The following is a 17,936-nucleotide window of genomic DNA, read 5'->3' on the forward strand; positions in this document are numbered from 1 at the left end:
TGGCGGCCGAACGCGGCGTTGATAGAACGTCCGCGCGCCGATGAAAACCAGCGGCGCAGGCGAAACGGGGGCCATGCGATGCGGCTGATCTGCCCGCGCTGCAACGCGCAATACGAAATCGACGCGGGCGCGGTCCCCCTGGCCGGGCGCGACGTGGAATGTTCCGCCTGCGATCACGTCTGGCGGGCGATGCCCGATGCCGAGGATTTCGACGCCGGGGCGCGGCCGCAACTCAGCCGCCGCCTGAGCGAATCGGTGATCGGCATCCTGCGCGAGGAAGCCGCGCGCGAGCTTGAGGTCCGTGCCTCCGAGCGCCGGACCCAGCGCGCGGCCGAACGCGCCGCGGCGATCGCGGCAGAACTTGGCGGGCCGGGGCCGGACCCTGCGCCGTCTTCCCTGGACGGCAGCACCGATGCGCAGGGGACGGGCCGGCAGGAACCGCGCGGCACCGTCATTGCCGCGTCCTCGGGCGGTGTGCCGGAAGCAAAGGCCGATCCGGCGGGCGATGTGCCCGACGCCCATGCGCAGGAGGTTGAGCCTGGCGCCGACGCGGGCAAGGGGACGACTGCCGTTCATCCGGTTTCCGACCTCGGGGCGTCTTCCGCAAGCGCGCCCCCGGCCGGCCGCGACCGGTCGGATGCCGCACCGGAAGGCGCTGCCGCCGATCACGGCGGGGTCGGACCGGGCAAGGGTCCCGATGCGGAAGACCTGCGCGCGCCCCTAGGCGAGGCGCCACGTCGGCTTCGCCCGGAGGCCACGGTCGAAAGCCTGCGCGAAGGTCGGGACCGGGTCGCCCCTTCCTCCGGCGCGGCACAGCCGGTCCCAGCGGCGCGGAAAGGGGGCGTTCCGCGCCGTCGGGGTTATGCGGCAGGCTTCAGCACCGCCGCGATCATCGCGCTGCTGGTGCTGGCACTCTACGCGCTTGCGCCGCGGGTGGCGGATCAGGGGGCACCCGGAGCGGCCCTTGATGGCTGGCGGAGCGAGGTCGATCGTGGCCGCGACTGGCTGGCCGAGCAAGGCGGAGCCGCCGCAGGCAGCCTGCGGGATCTTCTGCGGGGCGAGTAGAACCTCTGCAAACAGGGACTTCAGGATACATCCAAGCGGAGAAAGACGGGACGGCTGGACCGGACTTCAACGCAGGGCGTCCGGCCTGGCGGGAGAGGCGGCCTGACGGCACGGGAAGACCTCGGCCCCTGCGTTGTCGCACCAACGGCCGATGCCCGAGCAGCCTTCCGGCTGGCCACCAATCCCTCGCCCCCCACCCCTCGCTTCGCCTGGCATTCGGTCAGAACATGAGCCACTCATGTGCTCCGGACCCGGACGCCTGGTGACATCATTCCGGCGACAGCAGGTGCTGGAGCAATCTTCCGGCTGCGGCCCAAGGGTCGCCCTGATACTCCTGTGGCACTCAGTCGCAGCACGATCCAGACTTGTGTTCGGACCCGGACACCTGTGGCCTCGTCCCGTTATGGCGGATGCCGGGGGCCGCCTTGCGGCCCGTGGCTCAAGTATCGCTCCGCCCCCTCGATCGTCCGGTCAGAACCTGTCCAGCAGCCGCCCCAGATAGTCACGCTCCACCCGCGGCCGGTCGGCGTCGCCGCTGCGGCGGCGGATCTCGTCCTGCAGTTCCCGGGCGCGGTTGGCCTGCCGCTCGCCCTCGGCCAGAGGCTCGCCGGTGGTCACGTTGCTGCCCTGGCCGCGGGTCTGGCGGCCCAGCGGGTCAAGTGTCGCGCGATCACTGAACCCTTCGCCGCCATCTGCCCGCGACTGGCCCTGCTGGCCGGGCTGGTTGCCTTCGCCGTCCTGCGCCTGCCCCTGCTCGCCCTGTTGCGAACGGGCAAGATCGCTCAGCGCCCGCATGCCTTCGCGCATTGCCTCGATGGCATCGGCCTGCCCTTCCATCGCGCCGGCCGGGTCGCCCCCGCGCAGGGCGCGCTCGGCGTTTTCCATGGCCCGGCCCGCTTCGTCCAGCCGCTGGCGGGCGGCATCGCCCTCGGGCGTGCCCTGGCCGGGCAGAAGCCCCTGCTGGCGCCCGAGGTCCTCGCGCAGCCCGCGCTGGCGGTCGGCGAGCGAACCCTGCCCGTCCTGGCCTTCGCCGCCCTGGCCGCCGCCCTGCTGGCCTTGTTGGCCTTGGCCCTGCTGCTCGCCTTCGCCCGGCTGCTGGCCGAAGGGGTTCTGGCCGAAGGGATCGCGCTGCGCCTCGCGCATGGCCTCGTCGGCCAGCCGTTGCTGTTCGCGCAGCGTGTCGCCCAACTGCTCCATCGAGCGGCCGCCGGGGCTGCCCTCTCCGCCCCCCTGGCCTTCACGGACCTGCATGTTCTCCATCATGCGGTTGAACTGCTCCAGCAACTCCTGCGCCTCGGCCATGCGGCCCTCGTTCATCAGGCGCTGGATCTCGTCCATCATCTGCTGGATCTGGTCGCCTGTGACCGCCTGCCCCTGTTGTTCCGAGCGGTCGAAGCGCGCGGCCGGGTCCTCGCCCCGCTCGGCCAGCATCCGGGTGTAGTCATCGGTCGCGGCCTTCAGCTCGTCCATCAGCTTCTGGATCTCGTCGGGGCTGGCGCCGTTGCGGATCGCCTCGGACAGCCGTTCCTGCGCTTGCCGCATCCGGTCCAGCGCATCGCCAAGGCCGCCGTCCTCGATCTGCATCGCCGCGTCCCACAGCGCATCGGCGAGCTTGTCGCGGGCTTCGGGGGACAGCGGGCCTGCCTCCAGCGTCTGCACGGCGGCAACGATGGCGGCTGCGGCTTCCGGGGGGATGTTGCGGCCGGGCCGCCAGACCATCGCCCGCAGCAGCCGGGCGGACCGGGCGGCGTTCTCGCGCGACCACAGCAGGTCGCGGCGCATTTCCACCAGCCCGGCGGCGAGCGGATCGAAGAAGCGCCGCCCCGGCAGGATCATCGCGGTGGGGGCGGTCTCGGCGGACTGGCCGATGCCGTCCTGAACCTGCAGCCGGACCAGCACCGGCAGGTTCGCCCAGGGGTGGCGGGCGAGGTCGGCGGTGATCGTGCCCTCGACCTGCCGGCGCTGGCCTGCAGCGGGCAGCGGCAAATCCAGCACCAGCGCCTCGCGCGGCTCGGGGTCGGGAACCAAGCCGAAGCGGCGGTCCACGGCGGGCAGGTCCAGGTCCATCGTCGCCAGCCCCGAGGCGATGCCGTGGTCGTCCCCGGCCGCAAAGCCCTGCGCCATCCGGCCATCGGCCCGCCGTTCCGCCAGCGCCGCAAGCTGGACAGATGGCGCGTCGTCGGGGTCCACGGTGAGCGTGAAACTGCGCCCGGCCACGCTGACGATGCCGTTCTCCTGCGCGGTGAAGCGCGGCGCGTCGGGCGGGCTTTCGACGGCAGCGCCCACGTCCTGCTCGACGCCAAGCCCCTGCCCGTAAAGGCGGAAGCTCAGCACCGTCCCCTCGGGCACCGTCAGCGCGTCGCCCTTGAGCGCGTTGAGGTAGATCGTCGGGCGGCGGGTGTGGCGCGGAGGTTCCGCCCAGCCTTCCCATGCAGGGCCGGTCGCCACCGGCTCGTCAGGCCCGCGGGGGCTGGGCGCCCAGCTTGCCGCCAGCGCGCCGAGGCCCTGCCCGACCGGACCCGCGCCCCCGAACAGCAGCGCCATCGCCAGCGCGGTCAGCCCGACCAGCCGCAGCGCGAAGGGATCGCGCCTTGGCAGCCCCGCGTCGGGCGTGGCACGGCGGGCTTGGGCGGCGGCCTTGCGGGCGGCGTCCAGATGGGCGCGCCACAGCGCCTCGGCCCCCGGCCCGCCCAGCGCCATGCGGTCGCCCAGCACTGACAGCGGCCGCCCCGCGATCCGCATGTCCACCCGCGCCAGCGCCTCGGCCCGCACGGGCCGGCGGAAGCGCATCCACCCGGCCAGCAGCGCGGCAAGGAAGGCCAGCGCCCACAGGACCGATACCCAGCCCAGCGCGGCAGGCGGCAGCGCCGCCACCAGCCCCAGCGCCAGCGCGGCCACGGCCAGCATCGCCAGCGTCACCGGCACCCAGAAAGCGCGGGCCAGCCGTTCCCACCACATCCCCGCCCATGTCAGCGCCACGGCCCGCCGGGCGGCGGGGGGCAGCGCGTCGATATGGAGGGGGCGGCCCTTCACAGCCAGTCCGGGATGCGGTCGCGGGCCAGCATCTCCTCGATCGTGGGACGGGGGCGGATGATGGCGAAGCGGTCGCCCGAGACCAGCACCTCGGGCACCAGCGGCCGCGAATTGTATTCCGAGGCCATCACCGCGCCGTAGGCCCCGGCCGAGCGGAAGGCGACCAGATCCCCTTCGTCCAGCGGCGGCAGTTCCACGCCGCGGGCGAAGGTGTCGCCCGTCTCGCAGACCGGGCCGACCACGTCCACGGGCGCAAGGTCGGTGCCGGGCGCGTATTCCCGCACCGGCACGATGTCGTGATGCGCGTCATACATCGCGGGCCGGATCAGGTCGTTCATGGCGGCGTCCACGATCAGGAAGTCCCGCCCCTCGCCCCGCTTCAGCCAGATCACCGAGGAGAGCAGCACCCCCGCGTTGCCGGCGATGTTGCGGCCCGGCTCGATCTCGATCTCGCAGCCAAGGTCGCCCACGGTTTCCCGCACCACCTGCCCGTATTCCAGCGGCAAGGGCGGCGCGGCATTGTCGCGGCGATAGGGGATGCCCAAGCCCCCGCCGAGGTCCAGCCGCGTGATCTGGTGCCCGTCCGCCCGCAGCGCGCGGCAGAGTTCCGCCATCTTGGCATAGGCCTGCCGGTAGGGGTCGAGGTCGGTCAACTGGCTGCCGATATGCATGTCGATGCCGACGACCTGCAGCCCCGGCAGCGAGGCCGCCAGCGCATAAACCTCGCGCGCCCGCGAAATGGGGATGCCGAACTTGTTTTCCGACTTGCCGGTGGCGATCTTGGCGTGGGTCTTCGCATCCACGTCCGGGTTCACCCGCACCGCGATCGGCACCGTCGCGCCCAGCGATTGCGCGACCTCTGACAGAGCCTCAAGCTCCGGCTCGCTTTCCACGTTGAACTGGCGGATGCCGCCGCGGATGGCCTGCGCCATCTCCTCGCGCGTCTTGCCGACGCCGGAAAAGACGATCCGCTCGCCCGGCACGCCGGCGGCGCGGGCGCGGGCGTATTCACCGCCCGACACGACATCCATCCCGGCCCCGAGGTCGCTCAGCAGCTTCAGCACCGCGATATTCGAGTTCGCCTTGACCGCGAAGCAGACCAGATGCTCGGTCCAGTCCAGCGCCTGCCGGAACAGGTTGAAATGCCGCGTCAGGGTGGCGGTGGAATAGACATAGACCGGGGTGCCGACTGCGCGCGCGATCTCGGCCAGCGACACGTCCTCGGCGTGCAGCGCGCCGTCCTTGGTGTTGAAGTGGTCCATGCCGTTCCATGTCGTGATCCCCGAGGTCACGATATTGCGCCAGCATGGACGCCTTTGCAAAGGCCGCGCGATGGTGCGGGCCGCCGGCCGGTTCAGCCGCACGCAATCGTGCGCGGCCATGGGCTGCGGTCAGGTCGGTTCCAGCCCGATCAGGTCGGCGCCCGACAGCGACACCGGAGCATGGCGCTGGTTCGGGTTGTAGGTGTAGGTGCCCTGCTGGATCATCACCTCGCCGTCGTCCCCGCCGGACCCGCCCGAGCCGGCGCAAGCCGAAAGGGCCGCCATCGCCAGGGCGATCATCGTCAGTCGTGCGATCATGTCTTGCCTCGTCTGCTCGTTGCGCGGGTCTTGCGCCCGCTTGGGGAAAGCCGCGCCGCCGTTCCGGCGTGTCGCGGATGGCAGGCCGGGCAAGGGCGACCCCCTGCCCGGCCGGATGGTCAGGGCGTGAAGATGACGCCCATGGTGGCATCGCCCGAAATGCTCACGCCCGGGGCGGGACCGGCGCGCGGCGCCTCGGGCGGGCCGTCCACGCCGCAGCCCGACAGGACCAGCGCGGCGGCGAATGCGAGTCCCTTCACCATTCCTCCATCACCTTGCGCCAGCGCGCAACCTGGGCGCGCACCTGATCGGGCGCGGTTCCCCCGTAGGATTGCCGCGAGGCAACCGAGTTGTGAACGCCCAAAACACCGAACACAGCAGATGTGATCGCCGGGTTGACGGCCTGCATCTCCTCCAGCGTCAGTTCGGGCAGATCGACGCCCCGCGCCTCGGCCGTTGCGACCAGAGCGCCGGTCGCGTGGTGGGCGTCGCGGAAGGGCAAGCCGGCTTCCCGCACCAGCCAGTCGGCGAGGTCGGTGGCGGTGGAAAAGCCGCTTGAGGCCGCCGTCTCCAGCCGGTCGCGGTTCACGGTCAGGTCGGACATCATGCCGGTCATCGCGGCCAGGGCCAGCATCAGCGTGTCGGCGGCGTCGAAGACCTGTTCCTTGTCCTCCTGCATGTCCTTGGAATAGGCGAGCGGCAGCCCCTTCATCACCGTGAACAGCGCGACCGCCGCCCCCAGGATGCGGCCGATCTTGGCGCGGATCAGTTCGGCGGCATCGGGGTTGCGCTTCTGCGGCATGATGCTGGAGCCGGTGGACCAGCGGTCGGACATGGCGACAAAGCGGAACTGGGCCGAGGACCAGATCACCAGCTCCTCGGCCAGCCGGCTGAGGTGGGTGGCGCAGATCGCGGCGGCGCTCAGGAACTCCAAGGCGAAATCGCGGTCGCTGACGGCGTCGAGGCTGTTCGCCGTGGGCCGGTCGAAGCCCAGCGCCTCGGCCGTCGCGTGCCGGTCGATGGGGAACCCCGTGCCCGCCAGCGCGGCGGACCCCAGCGGCGATTCGTTCATCCGGGCGCGGGCGTCGGCAAAGCGCCCGATGTCGCGGCCCAGCATTTCCACATAGGCCATCATGTGATGCCCCCATGTCACCGGCTGCGCCACCTGCAGATGGGTGAAGCCCGGCATCACCCAATCCGCCCCGGCCTCCGCCTGGTCCACCAGCACCCGGATGAGCGCCCGCAGGCCCTCCACCGCCGCGTCGCATTGGTCGCGCACCCACAGGCGGAAGTCCGTCGCCACCTGGTCGTTGCGCGACCGCGCCGTGTGCAGGCGACCCGCGGGTTCGCCGATCAGTTCCTTCAGCCGGGCCTCGACGTTCATGTGGATGTCTTCCAGTGCCGTCTGGAACCGGAACTGCCCGCCCTCGATCTCTGACAAGACGGTGAGCAGCCCTTCCCGGATGGCGTCGGCATCGCTAGGGCTGATGATGCCTTGTGCGGCAAGCATCGCCGCATGGGCCCGGCTGCCCCGGATATCCTGGGCGTAGAGCCGCCGGTCGAAACCGATCGAGGCGTTGATCGCCTCCATGATCGCGTCGGGACCTGCGGCAAAGCGCCCGCCCCACATGGTGTTGGCCGTGGGTGTCTCGGGCGTGTCGGTCATGGTCGGTCCTGGAGGTGATATGCTGCGTGTCCTCGCCCTTTATACGTCCCTTGCCCTTGCTGCAAACGCAGGGGTGGCGGGGCCGGTGGACTGGCAGGCCGCGCGCGACGCGGGCCTTCCCAAGCTGGTCGAATCCGAGGTCGCGCCCGTGCCGGATGTCGAGTTCACCGATCTCGACGGCGGCAGCCACCGGCTTGCCGACTGGCAGGGCAAGGTCGTGCTGCTGAACTTCTGGGCCACATGGTGCGCGCCCTGCCGCGAGGAGATGCCCGCGCTGGACGCGCTGCAGAAGGCCAGAGGCGGCGAGGATTTCGAGGTCCTCACCGTCGCCTCGGGCCGCAACACCGCCGCCGCGATCCACCGTTTCTTCGAGGAATCGGGCGTGACGGACCTGCCGACGCTGACCGATCCCCAGATGCGGCTCGCCCGCGCCTTCGGGGTGATGGCGATGCCGGTCACGGTGCTGATCGACGCCGAGGGCCGCGAGGTCGCAAGGATGAGCGGGGACGCCGACTGGTCCTCGCCCGCCGCGCTGGCGCTGGTGGACCAGATGCTGGCAGAGTAACCTGTTAATCTTCTTGCCAGATCCTGTCTGGCATTTACGATTTGTTTGCTCATCCTTGTCACAGTCGCTTCGAGGACAAGGGGACAGCGATGCGATTCGAGACTGACGACCGGAAGCCCGCAGGCCATGCCTCTCCGCTGGATTTCGCGGTCGATCACCAGTCGCGGCTGACCATGGCGACGGTGCGCCGCGCCGTCGAACGCGGCGATGCGGTGCTGGCCTTCCAGCCCATCGTGCAGGCCAGCCGCACCGACCAGCCCGCCTTCCACGAGGGGCTGATCCGCATCATCGACGAAACCGGCCGGATCGTGCCCCTGCGCGACTTCATGCCGCTGGCGGAACTGGGCGAACTCGGGCGGCAGATAGACTGCCTTTCGTTGGCACTGGGCCTGCGCTCATTGTCCGAGGAACCGGGGCTGCGGCTGTCCATCAACATGTCGGCGCGGTCCATCGGCTACCCCGACTGGCTGCGGGTTCTGCGCCAAGGGATCGCGCAGAATTCAACGGTGGCCGAGCGGCTGATCCTGGAAATCACCGAAAGCTCGGCCATGGGCCTGCCCGATCAGGTCCGCCAGTTCATGCGCGAACTGCAGCAGGCCGGGGTCTGCTTCGCGCTGGACGACTTCGGCGCGGGCTATACTTCGTTCCGCTACCTGCGGGATTTCTCCTTCGACCTCATCAAGATCGACGGCCAGTTCATCCGCGAGATCGCCGAGCATCCCGACAACCAGGTGCTGACCCGCGCACTGATGTCGATCGCCGCGCATTTCGACATGTTCACCGTGGCCGAGCAGGTGGAAACTGCCGATGACGCCGCCTTCCTGATCGGGCTGGGAATCGACTGCCTGCAGGGCTTCTATTTCGGCGCGCCGACGATCTCTCCGCCCTGGCGCGCGCCGAATGCGGCGGCACAGCGCTGAGGCTTCCGGCAAAAGTTCGACCAAGGCCTTGCGTAACATTCTTTCCTCTCATAACCCTTGGACGCAAGAGGATTACTTGCCAAGTGTTGGAGGGGATGATGGCGAAGGTCGCTTTGGTTACAGGGGGTTCGCGCGGGATCGGCGCGGCGATCTCGAAGGCGCTCAAGGAGGCGGGCTACGAGGTTGCGGCCAATTATGCCGGCAACGACGAGGCTGCAAAGGCCTTTACCGACGAAACCGGCATCAGGACGTTCAAGTGGTCGGTCGCCGACTATGACGCCTGCGCCGAGGGCATCCGGCAGGTCGAATCCGAGATCGGCCCGGTGGACGTTCTGGTGAACAATGCCGGCATCACTCGCGACTCGATGTTCCACAAGATGACCCCCCAGCAGTGGAAAGAGGTCATCGACACCAACCTGACCGGCGTGTTCAACATGACCCACGGGGTCTGGAACGGGATGCGCGACCGCAAGTTCGGCCGCATCGTCAACATCAGCTCGGTGAACGGCCAGAAGGGCCAGGCCGGACAGGCGAACTATTCAGCCGCGAAGGCGGGCGACATCGGCTTCACCCGAGCCTTAGCGCAGGAAGGCGCCCGTGCCGGCATCACCGTCAACGTCGTGGCGCCTGGCTATATCGGGACCGAGATGGTGCGGGCCATCGATGAAAAGGTGCTGAACGAGCGCATCATCCCCCAGATCCCCGTCGGCCGCCTGGGCGAGCCCGAGGAAATCGCCCGCTGCGTTGTCTTCCTTGCATCTGACGATGCTGGCTTCATCTCGGGCTCGACGATCAGCGCCAACGGGGCGCAGTTCTTCGCCTGATCCCTGCCCGCAGGAAGAGCAGACAATTCCGCCAGCCGACCAAGCGGCTGGCGGCCTGAATACTGCGACCGGTGCCCCGGCAGGCTGGCATCGCCCGGACCCAGACCGAGCAGCAAGGAGGCCCTCGACTGCCCCCTCGCCCGCAGGAAGGGCAGGCGGTTCCACGGGCCGACCAGATGGTTGCCCAGTCGAATGCTCCGCCCCTGCCACCATGTCCCGCTGGACGGGTGTCGCCCGGACCCTGACTCCGCAGCAGGGCTCCCGCTGCCGCACCAGCCTCTCGCCATGCAGGATGGACTGTCGCCTGTCTGGCGCGGGCAACCCGTAGCGACGATCCTCGTTCCCCATGGTCTGGAATATCTGACCTCCGCAACCGATCCCTTCCCGGCAGTGCCGGGCGGAAACGGCGCGCCTCTTGTCCTGCCCGACCGTAGTGCAAGCAGCTTTGTCATCCTGCAACCGAAACTGTCAGTCGCGCCGGGCGTCCGTTGTCTCCCTGCATCTGCCCCCAAAGGACATCAGCAGGATGCGTCAGTCGTCCATCAAGGCTGCGGCAGGTCCGGGCGGGATGACGCGGCGGCCCTGCCGGGTCTTTCCGGACCTGCCCGGCTTGCTCCTCCGACGGAAATCGTAAACATTGCCGTGTATCGAAACGAAGCGGTCTTCGCGGCCCGCGGTTGCCGGCCGCTGGATCCTGTGGCCACGGCCAGTTGACCGTGCCGTGCATGGCCGCTTTCCGGGCCTGCAACCTCGCAATTGCGCAGGTTTTCAACTATCTGCTGTGGCAGAGCCGAAGTGCCAAACGAAAGAAGGAAGAAGACGAGATGTCCGATGACACCCAGCGCGGCAAGTTTCCCTCGACCATGTCCACAGGCGCGCCCGCCGTCAGCGACCGCCACAGCCTGACGGTCGGCGCGGACGGCCCCCTGGTCCTGCATGACGTGCATTTCCTGGAACAGATGGCGCATTTCAACCGCGAGAAGACCATCGAGCGCCTGCCCCACGCCAAGGGCTCGGGCGCCTTCGGCACCTTCGAGACGACCGAGGACGTATCGAAATACACCAAGGCCGCGCTGTTCCAGAAGGGCGCGCAGACCGAGATGCTGGCCCGTTTTTCCACCGTTGCCGGCGAGCAGGGCAGCCCCGACACCTGGCGCGACGTGCGGGGCTTCAGCCTCAAGTTCTACACCTCCGAGGGGAACTATGACCTCGTGGGCAACAACACGCCCGTCTTCTTCGTCCGCGACCCGATGAAGTTCCCGCATTTCATCCGCAGCCAGCGCCGGCTGGCGGCCAGCGGGCTGCGCGACAACCACATGCAGTGGGACTTCTGGACGCTGAACCCGGAAAGCGCGCATCAGGTGACCTACCTGATGGGTCCTCGGGGCCTGCCGCGCAGCTGGCGCAACATGAACGGCTACGGCTCGCACACCTACATGTGGGTGAACGAGGCAGGCGACCGCTTCTGGGTGAAATACCACTTCCACACCCGCCAGGGGATGAAGTTCTTCACCGACGAGGAAGCCTCGCAGATGTCGGGCCATGACGCCGACTTCCACCGCCGCGACCTGTTCGACGCGATTCAGGACGGCGAGTTCCCGCAGTGGGATCTGTCGGTGCAGATCATGCCCTACGAGGAAGCCAGGACCTACCGCATCAACCCCTTCGACCTGACCAAGGTCTGGCCGCACGGGGATTACCCGCTGGTCCCGGTCGGCGTCATGACGCTGAACCGGAACCCGGAAAACTTCCATGCCCAGATCGAGCAGGCGGCATTTTCGCCGGGCAACACCGTGCCGGGCATCGGGCTTTCGCCCGACAAGATGCTGCAGGGCCGCGCCTTCGCCTATAACGACGCGCAGCGGAACCGGATCGGCGCGAACTTCCACCAGCTTCCGGTGAACCAGCCGAAGGTGCCGGTGAACACCTACCAGTTCGACGGGCCGATGCCCTATCTGCATTCGGGTTCGGCGGCGACCTATGCGCCCAACAGCGAAGGCCGCCCGTGGTCGGACGAGACCGGCGCGGTGGACAACGGCTGGCAGGCCGACGGCGACATGGTCCGCAGCGCCTATACCCTGCGCCCCGACGACGACGACTTTACCCAGCCAGGCATCATGGTGCGCGAGGTCTTCAACGACGCCGAGCGCGAGGCGCTGGTGAACACCGTCGCCGGCAGCTTGGCGGGCGGCGTCCGCGAGCCGGTGCTGAGCCGCGCCTTCGACTACTGGAAATCCGTCGACGCCGAGATCGGCCGCCGGATCGAGGAAAAGGCCCGCTCGGGCGCCGCGCCCCAGCCCGCCGAGGGCATGGGCGAGGCCTGAGCTTCCCGGCACCCGGACAACACAAGGGGCGCGGAGAAGACTCCGCGCCCCTTTCGTCTGCGGCCCGATCGGGCGCTCCTTGCCGTCACTCCCCGCATATCCGGCACCGGCTTGACGGGACCATCTGCGGCATCCGCCAGAATGGGTAGCCGTGCCAGAAGCAATGCCAGGGCGCCGCAAGGATGATCGGCAGCAGCAAGACCGGAACCCGCAACGGACAGGCCGACCGCCGCGAACCCTCCGCTTGTCCTGCGGGCACAGATCCCGCGACAGGTTGCATCGGCTGCCTGGATCCTGCCTGCAGATGCGATGCGCCCCATCCCGCTGCAGGCGCGGACAAAGGCGCGGATCGCGGCCTGACGCGCCCCTGAAAGATGCCAGATGACGCCGGTGCGACATATGTAGCCGCCCGGAAGCAGCCTTTTGCGTATTCGCAGCCCCTCGGGCCAAGGGGGGTGCCCAGTCAGGCACGATGGCAACCCCCGATTCCTTGCCCACCGAAGCGGCGATGGCATCCAGCGCGTCGAGTTCAGGCCATTCCCGAACCGTCAGGTCGGGACCGCGCAGATACCTGTCCACAAGCTGCCCGCCCCACTGGTTGCGGTCGCAGCGGATGAAGCGCGACTGTGCGATCGCCAGATGCGGGTCCTCCCCGGCGGCGTCCTGCGGGGTGATGAAGGCCAGCAGCTCGTTCCGCACCGTCAGCCAGCCGACCGTCTTGGGCAGGGCGAATTGCGGGCGCACGATGATCGCGGCGTCCAGCTCGCCCTCCAGCACGCGATGATAAAGGTCGGCCGAGGAGGCCGGCTGCACGAAATACCCAAGGGCGGGATAGCCCGCGCCGGGGTCCATGAGGATCGAGGGCAGCAATCCCGTCAGCGCAGTCGCGGTCCCCCCAGCCGCAATTGCCCGGTGGGCACGTCCTGCGCGGCAAGCGCGCGCAGGTCGCGCGTCCCTTCCACCAGCACGCGGGCGTGACCCAGGATCGCCAGCCCCTTGGCCGTGGGCTGGATGGTCCGGCCCGAGCGCATGACAAGGGGATGGCCGAGGTCCTGCTCCAACGCCAGCAGGCGCCGGGCTGGGGCGGCGGGGATGCGGTTCAGGCGCGGTGCCGCCTCGGCGATCGAACCGCAGTCGGCAACGGTAATGAAGGTTTCAGGAAACCTTGTACCCATGAGTTTTCCTGTCATCTGAAGGCAGGAAAGCAGGTTTCCCTTGTCTCTGCCCGGCCGCTATATGTCCTCTCCGACACAGGCTTCCGGAGACCGCAGATGACCATCCAGGACAAGTTCCTCAGACTCGCGACCGACAACGCCCCCGGCCAGGAGGTGCGCCAGTCCCGCGGGGCGGACTTCCTGCGGGGCGAGCCGCTGGACGGCCCCGTTGTCGATTTCTCGCATGGCGATGTCGATGCCCACGCCCCCACCCCCGGCGCCTTTCAGGCCTTTGCGGCAGGCGTCGAGGAAGGCGGGGCGCAGGCCTATACCGAATATCGCGGCCGGTCGGACATCCGCGAGACGCTGGCCGCCAGGCTGGCGGATTTCACCGGCGCCCCGGTCGATGCGGCGGACGGGCTGATCATCACCCCCGGCACCCAAGGGGCGCTGTTCCTGGCGGTGGCCTCGACCGTGGCGCGGGGCGACAAGGTCGCCATCGTGCAGCCCGACTATTTCGCCAACCGCAAGCTGGTCGAGTTCTTCGAGGGCGAGATGGTGCCCGTCCGGATCGCCTGTTCGGGCGCGGCCGAACACGAGGCCGGGCTGAACCTCGACGAACTGGAAGCGGCCTTCAGGGACGGGGCAAAGCTGTTCCTGTTCTCGAACCCGAACAACCCGGCGGGCGTCGTCTATTCGGCCGAGGAAATCGACTGCATCGCCGCTCTTGCCGCCCGCTACGGCGCGACCGTGATCGTGGACCAGCTTTATTCGCGGCTGCTTTACCAAGGCGCAAGTTATACCCATCTGCGGGCGAACCGGGCGGCGGAAAACGTCGTGACCATCATGGGGCCGTCCAAGACGGAATCGCTCAGCGGCTACCGGCTGGGCGTGGCCTTCGGCCCGGCCGAGATCATCGCGCGGATGGAAAAGCTGCAGGCGATCGTCTCGTTGCGGGCGGCGGGCTACGCCCAGGCCGTGCTGCGGACCTGGTTCAACGAGCCCGAGGGCTGGATGGCCGACCGCATCCGCCGGCATCAGGCGATCCGCGACGACCTGGTGGCGCTGTTCCGGGACATCCCCGGCTGTTCGGTGCGGGTGCCGCAGGCGGGCAGCTACCTGTTCCCCGGCCTGCCCGCGCTGTCCATCCGGCCTGCCGAGTTCGTCAAGGCGCTGCGGCTGCATGGCAATGTGATCGTCACGCCCGGCACCGAGTTCAGCCCCCAAACGCCCGGCTCGGTCCGGCTGAACTTCTCGCAGGACCACGCGGCGGCCGTCTCCGCGGTCAAACGCATCGCCGCGCTCGTGGACCGGTATCGCGCGTGATCGCCGCGCCCGCCCACGGCGCCCCGGTCCCGCAGGGCGACTATGTCCCCGCCCGGCGCAGCGGCAAGCTGATCGTGACTGCGGGGATGACCCCGCGCATCGACGGCAGGCTGGCCTATCCGGGGCCGGTCCGCAGCGACGCGGCTGTCGAGCAGAATCACGAAGCCGTGGTCCTGGCCTGCAGCAACGCCCTGCGCGCGGCGCGAAGCCTGCTGCAGCCGGGCGAGGAACTGGATGCCATCCTGTCGATGACGGTCTATATCGCCGCGGAACCCGGCTTCACCGCCCATTCCCGGCTGGCCGACGCGGCCTCGGCCTTCCTGCGGCAAGAGCTTGGCGACGCGGGCATCTGCAGCCGCGCGGCGGTGGGCGTCGCCTCGCTGCCAGGCGGCGCCCCGGTCGAGATCCAGTTGATGGCGGCCGTCAGGTAGGCGGCCGGACCGGCTGGCCGTGAATCACGACCACCTGACCAGGAAGCGCATCGTGCGGGTTCTTTCCGGCCAGTCGCCCGCCCTTCCGGGCGTGCGCGGCCTGACCCTCGACAACCGGAAAGCACACTGACACCCAGGCCATGAAATCGCGGACCGCGGCGGTTTCCCTTCGGTGCAGGTTCCGGCTCATCCCGAGGACAAGCGGGGCCGGGACGCCCCCGCCCAGCAGCGCGGCCAGTCGCCCCTCGGCCACCGGCCGTTCCGCATAGCTGGGGCAGATCACCGTCACGCCCGCCCCCGCGGCGGCGAGTTCGACCGCCGACAGCGCGTTGTCCACGCGGATGGGCGGCAGCCGGGGGCGGCGCTCGCGGCGCATGCCCTGACACCACAGGTCCCACAGCGAATGCCGCCCTTGCACCTCGATCTGCGGCAGCTCATCCACGTCCGCCCTGCCCGCCTGCTGCGGCCCGCCGACCGGCACCAGCGAATTCCGCACAGAACCACTGTCCCGGACGGCAGACAGGCCGGGTCCATGATGCCGAAGCTCAGGTCGGCAAGCTCGCTGTTCGGATCGGTCCAGATCGAACTGTTCAACTGCAGGGCAATCCCGCGATGCTGCGCAAGGAAGCCGGGCAGGCGTGGGCCGAGCCACAGGTTCAGGAACGAGATCGGCCCGGAAACCGTCAACGCCTGGTGCAGACTGCGTCCGGTCAGGCCGCGCGTCGCCGCCTCGGCGATGTCCAGCGCCTGCATGATCCCCGGCAGGAACGCCTTTCCGGCGGAACTCAGTTCCAGCCTGCGCACCCGCTGGCTGATGGCGGCCTGAGTGCAGTTCAGCTCGTCCGCGGCGCGGGTGAAGCTGAGATGCCGGGCCGCCGCCGCGAAGGCCTGAAGCTGGACCAGATGGGGCAGTTCGCGTTTGGGCCTCTCTGCTGCAATTGGGCAGCCATAACGGAAACGGGGTCTGCGGGCAGTATCCGTTGCTTGAGACGCGCCTGCCCCCGCCGCCATCGGCCCGCAACGGGAAGAAGCGCCCGATGCCGTTTGCACTGCTCGGATATGGCCTGTCCTCGACGCACAGACCCTTTCGCGCCCTGCCGCCGACGCCGGAGCTGAAACCGTCCTATGACGTGGTCATCATCGGCGGCGGCGGGCACAGGCTGGCCGCGGCCTGTTACCTGTCGAACCATCACGGCATCCGGTCGGTCGCGGTGCTGGAAAAGGTTTATCTCGCCGGCGGCAACACGGCACGGAACACCACGACGATCCGGTCGAACCACCTGACGCAGCCCTTGATCCGCTTCTGCAAGGAGGCCCTCGCGCTTCACGAGACCATGTCCTTGGACCTCGGCTTCAACGTCATGTTCTCGCAGCGCGGACAACTGACGCTGGCCCATTCCAAGGCGACGATGCGCAGCTTTCACCTGCCGGCCGAGATGGCCAGGCACGCCGGAATCCGCATCGAGGTCGTCGATCCGCAGACGGTGCGCGAGCTTCATGGTGGCCAGCGCGCTGCTGGGGTCCGGCCGCTGGGTCATGTCGCGGTCGTTCAAGTATCACCGCCCGCGCGGCCCCCTGACCATGGCCGGGCAGGACGCCGACACGCTGGTCCAGATCGGGTCCGAGCCGAACGCGCCGGCCGACCGCGACCTGAACAGCGCGCTGGACCGCTCCGGCGGCTTCATGCCGGTGGGCTTCTACTACCGCAGCTTCTTCGGCCCTCGGAAGGCCGACTGGCTGTGCTACTGGGGACCGCTGATCCGCAAGTCGGCGGGCCTGGGCCGCATCGCCACCGCCCTGCCCCCGGCGGATTGCCGCAAGCAGAACCTTCATTGCGACGTCCTCGTGGTGGGCGCCGGTCCGGCCGCCATGGCGGCGGCGCGAACAGCCGCGCAGGCAGGGGTCGAGGTCGTTCTGGTCGATTCCGAGCCGGAAACCGGCGGCGCCCTGACCCAGGGCCGCCATGCGGGCGACCTGCTGCAGCGGCAGCGCGAGGCCCTGCGCGTCCTGCTGGGGGCGACCTGCAACGGCTGGTTCACGGACAACTTCATCCCCGTGCTGCAGGGCGACCTGCTTTCCCGCATCGGCCCGCGCAGGTGGTCATCGCGGCGGGCACGCAGGACCAACCCCTGGTCTTTCGCAACAACGACCTGCCCAACATCGTGACAGCCTTGGCCGTCCAGCGGCTGCTGCGGCATGACGGGGTCCCCCCCGGCAGCCGCGCGGTGATCTTCGCCGGAATACCGCACGGGGCGGCGGCCGCGCTGGATCTGGACGATGCCGGGGTTCCCGTCGCGGTCGTGGTGATCCCGCAAGCGGCCCGGCTGCCCGAGGCAATGGTTTCCGAACTGCGCGCCGAGGGCCTGCGCATCGTGGAGGGCGCGACGATCGCCGTGGCGCATGGAACCCGCGGCAACCGCCGGGTGAAGTCGCTGCGCGTTGAATCCCCTGCCGGGCCTGAGCTGCTGGACTGCGACTTTGCCTTGATCGACGCGGACACCACCCCCGGCTACCAGCTTCGGCTGCATGCCGGGGCGAAGCTGGGCTTTGATGAGGAAAGCCAGAGCTTTCCGCTGACGGGCCTTCCGGCGTCGATGCACCTCGCTGGCCGCAGCGTGGCGCAGATCGGGGTCACGACCTCGCGCCTGTCCTTCGGGCCGGAAAAGCTGGGCTGCCGGCCGGTCCGCGGCACAGCCATGACCGGCTGACGCCGATGGACGGCTGGCACCACGCGGCAGGCGCGAAGATGATCCCGGCAGCCCTGTGGTGGCGGCCGCTTTGTTGCGGCGACTCTGCCGGGGTGGTCGCCGACGGGGTCCGCCTCGTACGCGAAGGCGGGGGGATGCTAGACGTCTCGACGCTGGGCAAGCTGGCGGTGCGCGGCCCCGACGCGGGCGCGTTCCTCGATCGCATCTACACCATGGCGCATGAAAACCAGCCGGTCGGGCGGGCCGCCCTGCTGAACGAGGCGTGACGGAGGACGGCGCAGAGGGTGCAGGCGGCCGCCGCCCGGGATAAAGGTGGCAGGTTGCTTCAAAAGCATCCTCG

The 17,936-nt window shown here is 69.2% G+C and carries 18 protein-coding genes and 3 pseudogenes; 12 read left to right on the top strand and 9 right to left on the bottom strand.

What is annotated here, in order from left to right; all coding sequences use genetic code 11:
• Positions 1–78 precede the first annotated feature (78 nt).
• Complete coding sequence (locus JGR78_RS06470; protein ID WP_182803620.1) at positions 79–1,065, top strand: zinc-ribbon domain-containing protein; 987 nt, start codon at positions 79–81, stop codon at positions 1,063–1,065.
• Positions 1,066–1,536: 471 nt separating this feature from the next.
• Here JGR78_RS06470 and JGR78_RS06475 read toward each other — a convergent pair whose 3' ends face one another.
• The 5 genes from JGR78_RS06475 to argH form a co-directional block, all read right to left on the bottom strand.
• Entirely contained in the window at positions 1,537–4,098 is a 2,562-nt protein-coding gene (locus JGR78_RS06475) for a DUF4175 domain-containing protein (protein ID WP_234450889.1), read from the bottom strand.
• Positions 4,095–5,360 (bottom strand): diaminopimelate decarboxylase, encoded by a 1,266-nt coding sequence (gene lysA, locus JGR78_RS06480; RefSeq protein ID WP_182803726.1) that lies wholly within the window; start codon positions 5,358–5,360, stop codon positions 4,095–4,097. Before lysA ends, JGR78_RS06475 begins: the two co-directional genes overlap by 4 nt.
• A gap of 129 nt (positions 5,361–5,489) precedes the next feature.
• Positions 5,490–5,678, bottom strand: coding sequence for a hypothetical protein (locus JGR78_RS06485; RefSeq protein ID WP_182791230.1), 189 nt, complete (start codon positions 5,676–5,678; stop codon positions 5,490–5,492).
• 119 nt (positions 5,679–5,797) lie between these two features.
• On the bottom strand, positions 5,798–5,941 hold the full coding sequence (locus JGR78_RS06490) for a hypothetical protein (RefSeq protein WP_182791229.1): 144 nt from the start codon (positions 5,939–5,941) through the stop codon (positions 5,798–5,800).
• Complete coding sequence (argH, locus tag JGR78_RS06495; RefSeq protein ID WP_182803622.1) at positions 5,935–7,344, bottom strand: argininosuccinate lyase; 1,410 nt, start codon at positions 7,342–7,344, stop codon at positions 5,935–5,937. Before argH ends, JGR78_RS06490 begins: the two co-directional genes overlap by 7 nt.
• 19 nt (positions 7,345–7,363) lie before the next feature.
• Between argH and JGR78_RS06500 the strand changes: the two genes are divergently transcribed.
• From JGR78_RS06500 to JGR78_RS06515, 4 genes are all read left to right on the top strand, one after another.
• Entirely contained in the window at positions 7,364–7,909 is a 546-nt protein-coding gene (locus tag JGR78_RS06500) for a TlpA disulfide reductase family protein (RefSeq protein WP_182803624.1), read from the top strand.
• An 89-nt stretch (positions 7,910–7,998) separates the two neighbouring features.
• Positions 7,999–8,829, top strand: coding sequence for an EAL domain-containing protein (locus JGR78_RS06505; protein WP_182791226.1), 831 nt, complete (start codon positions 7,999–8,001; stop codon positions 8,827–8,829).
• A 98-nt stretch (positions 8,830–8,927) separates the two neighbouring features.
• Complete coding sequence (gene phbB, locus JGR78_RS06510) at positions 8,928–9,653, top strand: acetoacetyl-CoA reductase (protein WP_182791327.1); 726 nt, start codon at positions 8,928–8,930, stop codon at positions 9,651–9,653.
• An 824-nt stretch (positions 9,654–10,477) separates the two neighbouring features.
• Positions 10,478–11,977: a catalase gene (locus JGR78_RS06515; RefSeq protein ID WP_182791225.1), complete on the top strand. Its 1,500-nt coding sequence runs from the start codon at positions 10,478–10,480 to the stop codon at positions 11,975–11,977.
• Between the two features lie 498 nt (positions 11,978–12,475).
• Here the strand turns inward: JGR78_RS06515 and JGR78_RS18080 are convergent.
• Positions 12,476–12,829 (bottom strand): annotated as a pseudogene (locus tag JGR78_RS18080) (LysR substrate-binding domain-containing protein); the annotation flags it as partial.
• A gap of 23 nt (positions 12,830–12,852) precedes the next feature.
• Positions 12,853–13,152, bottom strand: coding sequence for a LysR family transcriptional regulator (locus JGR78_RS18085; protein WP_234450890.1), 300 nt, complete (start codon positions 13,150–13,152; stop codon positions 12,853–12,855).
• A gap of 96 nt (positions 13,153–13,248) precedes the next feature.
• On the opposite strand from JGR78_RS18085, the gene JGR78_RS06525 reads away from it, so the two are divergent.
• Both JGR78_RS06525 and JGR78_RS06530 read left to right on the top strand, forming a co-directional pair.
• Positions 13,249–14,457 (top strand): pyridoxal phosphate-dependent aminotransferase, encoded by a 1,209-nt coding sequence (locus JGR78_RS06525; RefSeq protein ID WP_182791224.1) that lies wholly within the window; start codon positions 13,249–13,251, stop codon positions 14,455–14,457.
• Positions 14,454–14,888 (top strand): RidA family protein, encoded by a 435-nt coding sequence (locus tag JGR78_RS06530; RefSeq protein WP_234450891.1) that lies wholly within the window; start codon positions 14,454–14,456, stop codon positions 14,886–14,888. The genes JGR78_RS06525 and JGR78_RS06530 overlap by 4 nt, the downstream gene beginning before the upstream one ends.
• Here the strand turns inward: JGR78_RS06530 and JGR78_RS06535 are convergent.
• Positions 14,881–15,384: a LysR substrate-binding domain-containing protein gene (locus JGR78_RS06535; RefSeq protein WP_234450892.1), complete on the bottom strand. Its 504-nt coding sequence runs from the start codon at positions 15,382–15,384 to the stop codon at positions 14,881–14,883. The two genes, JGR78_RS06530 and JGR78_RS06535, sit on opposite strands and share 8 nt — an antisense overlap.
• A gap of 36 nt (positions 15,385–15,420) precedes the next feature.
• Between JGR78_RS06535 and JGR78_RS06540 the strand changes: the two genes are divergently transcribed.
• Entirely contained in the window at positions 15,421–15,714 is a 294-nt protein-coding gene (locus tag JGR78_RS06540; RefSeq protein WP_182791346.1) for a hypothetical protein, read from the top strand.
• A gap of 14 nt (positions 15,715–15,728) precedes the next feature.
• Here JGR78_RS06540 and JGR78_RS18590 read toward each other — a convergent pair.
• A pseudogene (locus tag JGR78_RS18590) lies at positions 15,729–15,899 on the bottom strand (hypothetical protein); the annotation flags it as partial.
• A gap of 26 nt (positions 15,900–15,925) precedes the next feature.
• Here JGR78_RS18590 and JGR78_RS06550 point away from each other — a divergent pair.
• The 4 genes and pseudogenes from JGR78_RS06550 to JGR78_RS18595 form a co-directional block, all read left to right on the top strand.
• Positions 15,926–16,333 (top strand): annotated as a pseudogene (locus JGR78_RS06550) (FAD-dependent oxidoreductase); the annotation flags it as partial.
• Positions 16,334–16,385: 52 nt separating this feature from the next.
• A complete protein-coding gene (locus JGR78_RS06555) occupies positions 16,386–17,054 on the top strand; it encodes an FAD-dependent oxidoreductase (protein WP_182803628.1) in 669 nt (222 codons plus the stop codon).
• Entirely contained in the window at positions 17,051–17,596 is a 546-nt protein-coding gene (locus JGR78_RS06560) for a hypothetical protein (RefSeq protein ID WP_182803735.1), read from the top strand. The genes JGR78_RS06555 and JGR78_RS06560 overlap by 4 nt, the downstream gene beginning before the upstream one ends.
• Positions 17,597–17,634: 38 nt before the next feature.
• On the top strand, positions 17,635–17,862 hold the full coding sequence (locus JGR78_RS18595; protein WP_370576524.1) for a hypothetical protein: 228 nt from the start codon (positions 17,635–17,637) through the stop codon (positions 17,860–17,862).
• Positions 17,863–17,936: the final 74 nt, after the last annotated feature.

The sequence above is a fragment of the Paracoccus sp. MC1862 genome (assembly GCF_016617715.1).
GTDB lineage: Bacteria > Pseudomonadota > Alphaproteobacteria > Rhodobacterales > Rhodobacteraceae > Paracoccus.

What these genes read in the sequence shown, in the direction of transcription:
- JGR78_RS06470 (WP_182803620.1), top strand. Translation starts at nt 79, where the DNA reads ATGCGGCTGATCTGCCCGCGCTGCAACGCGCAATACGAAATCGACGCG.
- lysA (WP_182803726.1), bottom strand. Translation starts at nt 5,360, where the DNA reads ATGGACCACTTCAACACCAAGGACGGCGCGCTGCACGCCGAGGACGTG.
- JGR78_RS06485 (WP_182791230.1), bottom strand. Translation starts at nt 5,678, where the DNA reads ATGATCGCACGACTGACGATGATCGCCCTGGCGATGGCGGCCCTTTCG.
- JGR78_RS06490 (WP_182791229.1), bottom strand. Translation starts at nt 5,941, where the DNA reads ATGGTGAAGGGACTCGCATTCGCCGCCGCGCTGGTCCTGTCGGGCTGC.
- argH (WP_182803622.1), bottom strand. Translation starts at nt 7,344, where the DNA reads ATGACCGACACGCCCGAGACACCCACGGCCAACACCATGTGGGGCGGG.
- JGR78_RS06500 (WP_182803624.1), top strand. Translation starts at nt 7,364, where the DNA reads ATGCTGCGTGTCCTCGCCCTTTATACGTCCCTTGCCCTTGCTGCAAAC.
- JGR78_RS06505 (WP_182791226.1), top strand. Translation starts at nt 7,999, where the DNA reads ATGCGATTCGAGACTGACGACCGGAAGCCCGCAGGCCATGCCTCTCCG.
- phbB (WP_182791327.1), top strand. Translation starts at nt 8,928, where the DNA reads ATGGCGAAGGTCGCTTTGGTTACAGGGGGTTCGCGCGGGATCGGCGCG.
- JGR78_RS06515 (WP_182791225.1), top strand. Translation starts at nt 10,478, where the DNA reads ATGTCCGATGACACCCAGCGCGGCAAGTTTCCCTCGACCATGTCCACA.
- JGR78_RS18085 (WP_234450890.1), bottom strand. Translation starts at nt 13,152, where the DNA reads ATGGGTACAAGGTTTCCTGAAACCTTCATTACCGTTGCCGACTGCGGT.
- JGR78_RS06525 (WP_182791224.1), top strand. Translation starts at nt 13,249, where the DNA reads ATGACCATCCAGGACAAGTTCCTCAGACTCGCGACCGACAACGCCCCC.
- JGR78_RS06540 (WP_182791346.1), top strand. Translation starts at nt 15,421, where the DNA reads ATGATGCCGAAGCTCAGGTCGGCAAGCTCGCTGTTCGGATCGGTCCAG.
- JGR78_RS06555 (WP_182803628.1), top strand. Translation starts at nt 16,386, where the DNA reads ATGGTGGCCAGCGCGCTGCTGGGGTCCGGCCGCTGGGTCATGTCGCGG.
- JGR78_RS18595 (WP_370576524.1), top strand. Translation starts at nt 17,635, where the DNA reads ATGATCCCGGCAGCCCTGTGGTGGCGGCCGCTTTGTTGCGGCGACTCT.